We start from the raw sequence: 4,852 nt of genomic DNA, 5'->3' as shown, positions 1-4,852 counted from the left end.
GGGGCGGGGGGGGGGGGGGGGGGGCGGGGGGGGGGGGGGGGGAGGGGGGGGGGGGGGGGGGGGGGGGGGGGGGGGGGGGTGGCCCTCAGTGGCCCTCGGTGACCCTCGGAGGGGGGCCGCGGCCCGGGCGGCCCAGGTCACGGGCTCCATCCGTGGGAATCTGCGGGTCGGACCTTCGTGGCGATAAGGAATGAAAGTCCTATTTGATGTTTTCTGCCCCCATGGATCACCAGCAGACGCATCCCCCCACCGAGCCGCGCCGCCGGGGGACGTTCCGTGCGGTCGCGGCGTCCACGGCCGTCGTCGGGGCGGGAGTCATCGCCGCCGCCGGCCTGCTGCTCCCCGGTTCCGCCTCAGGTGTGACGGCGGACGACGGCGGCAGCAGGTCGTCGTACTCCGCCAGCGACGCCGGCGACTCCGTCTTCGACGACAGCGGCCAGGACTCCGCCGCCGCAACGGGCTCTGACGCCGGTCAGGGTTCCGACGCCGGTCAGGGCTCGGACAGCGGTCAGGGCCAGGACAGCGGTCAGGGCTCGGACGCCGGTCAGGCTTCCGGCAGCGGTCAGGGTTCCGACGCCGGCCAGGGCTCCGACGACGACTGGGGCTCGGGCGGCGGTTCGGACTCGGACTCCGGCTGGGCCTCGCCGAGCCCGTCCGACACCGGCCGGCCGTCCCCCAGCGCGAGCACCAGCTGCCCGCCGACCTCGCCCGGGCACCACCACCATCACCACCCGCCGTACCACCCGCCGACGTACCCGACGCACACCCCGCCGGGACACCACCACCACCATCACCCGCCGCACCACCACCACCCTCACCCCCCGACGCACACCCCGCCCACGTACCCGACCCACACGCCCCCGACGCACCCCACCCACACGCCCCCGACCCACACCCCGCCCACCACGACGCCTCCGACGACCCCTCCGACCACTCCGCCGTCGACTCCTCCGACGTACCCGACCCACACGCCTCCGACGCACCCCACGCACACGCCCCCGACGTACCCGACGCACACCCCGCCGACCCATCACACGCGTCCGCCCGGCGGGCACCTGCCGCACACCGGTGCGGACGGGGTCGTCTGGACCGCGGCCGCGGCCGCCGGCGCGCTGGCCACCGGTGGCGCCATCGTCGTCTACACCCGCAGGCGCGGACGGCACGGCTGATCCTCGCCCTCGCGTGACGCCGCCGCTCGGCGCGGCGTACGGCGGCCGGTCCCGGGTAAACGCCCCGGGACCGGCCGTCCAGGCGAGGGGGAAGTGCACATCATGGCTTTGAGGATGGCGCTGTTCCGACCGGCGCCGAGCCAGCCCGAGAAGAAGAAGGCGCCCGCGGCGTCCGGGGCCACGCCCTGGTACCGCCGCCGGCTCGTCGGTACGTCAGCGCAGGACACGACACGGTCCACGACCAGGACCACGAGCGGATCGGCAACGGGGACGCGGGGCAGCAAGACCACCAAGAACTCCAAGACCACCAAGAACTCCGGGAGCACCAGGGCGGGCGCGGCCGCCAAGAGCGGCGCGAAGGCCGGGACCGGCGCCAGGACCAGGGCGGGGACCAAGGGCAGGACCGGAGCCCGGGCCGGGGGTGCGTCGAAGGCCAAGGCCGCTCCGACCACCGCGCCCGGGCGCTGGGCCGCCCTGCTGAAGGGCGGCGGCGCGGCCGGAGGAACGGCGGGCAGGTCCGCGCCGAGGACGCGCGCGACTCCCCGCGGCCAGGACGCCCAGGATCCGCCACCGCCCGTGCTGCAGCGCCGCAGCCTCGGCTCGGTGCTGGCCCGGGCGGCCGTCATGGCCATCGCCCTGGTCTGCATGGTGGGCTTCGCCGTGGCGCTGGCCAAGGTGACGCTCGTGCCGTCGCCGGCCTCCGACTCGCTGGTGCACACCAACCTGAAGCCGGGCGCCTCCATCCGCGCCTACCTCGACCAGCCGGCCATCCGCGACAGCATCAAGCAGATCGGCGGCAACGTCCTGCTCGGCGTGCCGTTCGGCGTGCTGCTGCCGATGCTGTTCCCGCGGGCCCGCGGCCTGCTGCGGGTCGCCGTCGTCACGGCGCTGGTGATGGTCATGGTCGAGACGGCGCAGGGCATGATCGTCGAGGGCCGGGCCTTCGACATCGACGACGTCATCCTCAACACCACCGGCGCGCTGCTGGGTTACCTGCTGCTCGGCCGCCGGCTCGGGCGGGCCCTGCATCCCCGCCGCGAGCACTGGTGGCACCGCTACGGCCTCACGCGGGGTCGTCCGCCAGCTCGGACACGCCCGTGATGCGGTGCAGCGCGAAGGTGCGCACCTCGTCCGCGGTGTGGTCGTAGGCGGTCACATAGCCGCCCTCGACCCGCACCGGCGCGATGACCCGCTGGCTGGCGGCGCCGTCGGCGTTGACGTACCCGATCCACAGGGAGTCGCCGGCCAGCACCGCGGCCTGCACGGTGGCCAGCGTGTCGGCGGCGGGCGAGCGGGGCAGCCCGTCACCGGCCGGCGCGGCGGATCGGCGCACGGCCGTCGCCGCCCGGTCGCCCGCGCGGATCGCCTTCACGGCGGCGCCCAGCAGCGCCTCGTCGGGGACCGGCGGCCCGTCGGTCACCGGCACCGGCGGGGTGCGCGGCGGCGTGCGGCGGGCGTCGGCCCGGGTGATCAGCACGTCGCCGTCCGCCGACTCGGCGGCCGGCGCCAGGCCCATCGACCGCAGCCGTTCCAGCAGCGTCGTCGGGTCGCTCTGCGACGCCACCACCGTCGGCGCCAGACGCCGCAGGCCCAGGCCCGAGGCGCGGCGGTCGGCCAGCAGCTCGGTCAGCAGCGCGTCGTCGTCGCAGCGCAGGTACGCCGAGGCGGCGCCGACCCGCAGCGTGCCGTGGCGGCGGGCGACGTCGTCGACGAGATAACTCAGCGGCTGCGGGACCGGGGTGCGGGAGTGCGCGGCCAGGAACGCCTGCAGCTCCGACGCGCTGCGCCCGGCGTCCAGCGCCCGCCGCACCGACTCGGGTGTGAAGCGGTAGACGGTGGCGCCGCCCTTCGACTCCACGTCGGCCAGCACGTTCAGGGTCTCCGCGAGCGCCGCGATCAGCGGGCCCGGGGCCACCGCCGTCAGATCGGCCTGCAGCAGCACGTGGTCCAGCGGCTCCGGCAGCAGCGGCCCCAGCAGGGCGGCGGCCTCGGCGGCGTCCGGCGGCGACTGCAGCAGCGGCCGGGCCTGCCCGGCCAGCGCGCCGCGGCCGGTGATCCCCAGTGCCTCCGCCTCCTCCAGCGTCCAGCCCAGCAGATCGGTGCGCAGCGCGTCCGCGCCGCCGCGCAGCGGCCGCAGCCAGCGCAGCCGGGCCAGCAGCGACTCCCGGGCGGCGGCCGAGCCGGCCGGCAGCTCGGCGAGCACCCGCAGTGCCCCGCGCCGCACCCGCGGCGTCAGCGAACGGTCCAGGTCGGGGCCGAGCGCCGACAGCGCCCGCCCCTTGGCGTCCCGGGTGCCGACCAGACCGGGCGTGCGGGTCGTGGCGAGCCACGCCGTGGCCAGCGCCGTCCACTGCCGCTCGGCCGGCATCTGCAGCCACTCGTCGGCGGCGGGCGTCGGCGCGTACACCTCGTCGACCTCGCCGTCGGCGGCCACCAGCCCCGCGGCGTAGGCGAGTTCGAGCCAGAAGGCGGCCTGCGGCTCGGGCAGGTCGAGGGCGGCCGCGGTGCGCTTGAGCTCGCGCACGCTCATGCCGCCGCTGCGCAGCACCGGCGGCCCGCCGGTCTGCCACTCCGTCAGCAGCTCGGTGACGGTGCGGATCGCGGTGAACGCCTGCCCGGCCGCCGTCATGTCCACGGTGCGCTCGGTACGGACCACGGACTCCACCGCCGGCGGCGCCGGTTCCGGGTTGCGGTGCGCCCGGCCGCCGCGCAGCGTCAGCGCGGCCTCCCGGGGCAGCACGACGGTGTGCTGCCCCGCCGGCAGCAGCAGGCCGCGGGCCAGCAGCCACTGCACCGGCGGCACCGGCTCGTCCGCGCCGGCCGCGCGCACCGGCGTGGTCGCGTCACGCACCTCGCCGTAGGGCGGCCCCCACACCAGCCGCTCCAGGACCCCGGGCACCCCGTCCGGCGCCTGGTCCAGCAGCGCGCGCAGCCGGCCCGCGTCGCCGAACAGGCCGGTCAGCGCCACGATCGCGCTGGTCGGGTCGTGCGTGGGCGGCAGCCCCGCGTCGGCCACGATCTCCTGCAGCCGGGACGGCGACATGCCCGCCGTCGCCTCGCCGACGGACGGCCCGAGCCCGGTGGCCGAGGCGACCGACGGGGACGGCGCCAGCACGTCGCGGGCGGTGCGCACCAGCCGCAGCCGGCCCTCGCCGCCCCACAGCACCCCGCGCACCCGCAGCGTCCGCACCGCCTGGGGCAGCGCGGCGGCGACGGCCTCGGCCTCCCCGGGTGCGAGCGGCTCGGCGCCGGGGAGCAGCGGGCCGCCCTCGGCGTTACCGTCGCGCACCCCGGTCATCAGGACGCCCAGGGTCTCCTCGTCGCAGGGGTCGGGCGCGACCGCCAGCGCCTCGGCCACCTGGTGGGTGAAGGCGTCGAGCCGGTCCAGGGTGCGCAGCACCGAGCTGCGGGTGGCCGCCCGGGTGGCGAGCTGCGTCAGGTCGTTGGGCACGGGGGAGAGCAGGTCGGGGCGGGCGCGCAGCAGCAGGGCCAGCGCGGCGTCGTCACGAGCGCGCAGGTCCTCCGCGAGTGTGCGCGGTACGGCGGGGTCCCCGGTCGTCATCCGTCCCACAGTAGCCGTACCGCTCGAATATCCGAGCCCCCTGCCGGGTGACGACAGCCGCCCTGACAGGCAGGTACCTTCGGGGCAGGCGCGGTGGAAGGGGGCCCGGCGGTGGGCGTCG

Annotated in this window: 3 protein-coding genes; 2 read left to right on the top strand and 1 reads right to left on the bottom strand. The window is 77.1% G+C overall.

Annotated features, from left to right (window positions below):
- The first annotated feature begins 221 nt into the window (after positions 1-221).
- Positions 222-1,169, top strand: a complete 948-nt coding sequence (locus tag K7862_RS36825) for an LPXTG cell wall anchor domain-containing protein (RefSeq protein ID WP_222970125.1) — start codon at positions 222-224, stop codon at positions 1,167-1,169.
- A 114-nt stretch (positions 1,170-1,283) separates the two neighbouring features.
- The gene (locus K7862_RS38390) at positions 1,284-2,270 is read left to right on the top strand and encodes a VanZ family protein (RefSeq protein ID WP_222970123.1); all 987 of its coding nucleotides are present in this window, start codon (positions 1,284-1,286) and stop codon (positions 2,268-2,270) included.
- Here the strand turns inward: K7862_RS38390 and K7862_RS36815 are convergent.
- Complete coding sequence (locus tag K7862_RS36815) at positions 2,233-4,731, bottom strand: helicase-associated domain-containing protein (protein ID WP_222970121.1); 2,499 nt, start codon at positions 4,729-4,731, stop codon at positions 2,233-2,235. The genes K7862_RS38390 and K7862_RS36815 overlap by 38 nt on opposite strands.
- Between the last annotated feature and the right edge of the window lie 121 nt (positions 4,732-4,852).

The sequence above is a fragment of the Actinacidiphila acidipaludis genome, assembly GCF_019890725.1.
Classification (GTDB): Bacteria; Actinomycetota; Actinomycetes; order Streptomycetales; family Streptomycetaceae; genus Actinacidiphila; species Actinacidiphila acidipaludis.
The sequence above is the reverse complement of the archived record's forward strand: the minus strand, read 5'-3'. Positions and strand labels throughout refer to the sequence as shown.

Bases quoted from the DNA above. Each gene is read 5' to 3' on its own strand.
- K7862_RS36825 (WP_222970125.1), top strand. From the start codon at position 222: ATGGATCACCAGCAGACGCATCCCCCCACCGAGCCGCGCCGCCGGGGG.
- K7862_RS38390 (WP_222970123.1), top strand. From the start codon at position 1,284: ATGGCGCTGTTCCGACCGGCGCCGAGCCAGCCCGAGAAGAAGAAGGCG.
- K7862_RS36815 (WP_222970121.1), bottom strand. From the start codon at position 4,731: ATGACGACCGGGGACCCCGCCGTACCGCGCACACTCGCGGAGGACCTG.